The 634-nt window shown below is 64.4% G+C and carries 1 pseudogene; it reads right to left on the bottom strand.

The window, feature by feature from the left end:
- Window positions 1-634, bottom strand: a pseudogene (locus DVS29_RS36600) (UxaA family hydrolase); the annotation flags it as partial.

The raw sequence follows: 634 nt of genomic DNA, 5'->3' as shown, positions 1-634 counted from the left end.
AGCCGCGCACAGCGTCACCATCTCCGCCGCCGCCGACGACGAGTCCATGAACCACAGGCCCGGATGCGTCGGCATTTCGGCCTTGTCGAGCACGCCATCGACCATGCACTTCTTGCCGATCTTCTGGATGTTGCCCAGCGCCTTTTCCTCGATCGTCGTGAGGCCGCCCGCGATGTTGCCCTTGGTGGGCTGCGACTCGGACAGGTCGTCGGTCTTCCAGCGATTGATCATGTCCTGGTAGCGGTCGAACATGAACTGGAAACGCTCGCGCACGCCGTCGTTCGCGCAGCGCGCCGCGACGATCTGCTCGCCGCCCGTCAGCTCCGACGTCTCGCCGAACACGAGCGTGGTGCCGAGGCCGTAGAGTTTGTCGAACGCATTGCCGACAGTTGGGTTCGCGCCGCAGCCGGACGTGGTATCCGATTCGCCGCACTTGGTAGAGACCCACAGATCGCTGAGCGGGCACTCCTCGCGTTGCAGCGACGTGGCGTACTGCACCATCTCTTTCGCCGCTTTCGATGCGCGCATGATCGTGTCATGGTCGCCATGCAGTTCGATGCCGAAGCCCATCACCGGCTTGCCGGTCGCCGCGATGCCATCCACGACGCGCTTGGTCCAGCCTTCCTCGATGCCG

The sequence above is a fragment of the Paraburkholderia phosphatilytica genome (assembly GCF_003443895.1).
Classification (GTDB): Bacteria; Pseudomonadota; Gammaproteobacteria; order Burkholderiales; family Burkholderiaceae; genus Paraburkholderia; species Paraburkholderia phosphatilytica.
The sequence above is the reverse complement of the archived record's forward strand: the minus strand, read 5'-3'. Positions and strand labels throughout refer to the sequence as shown.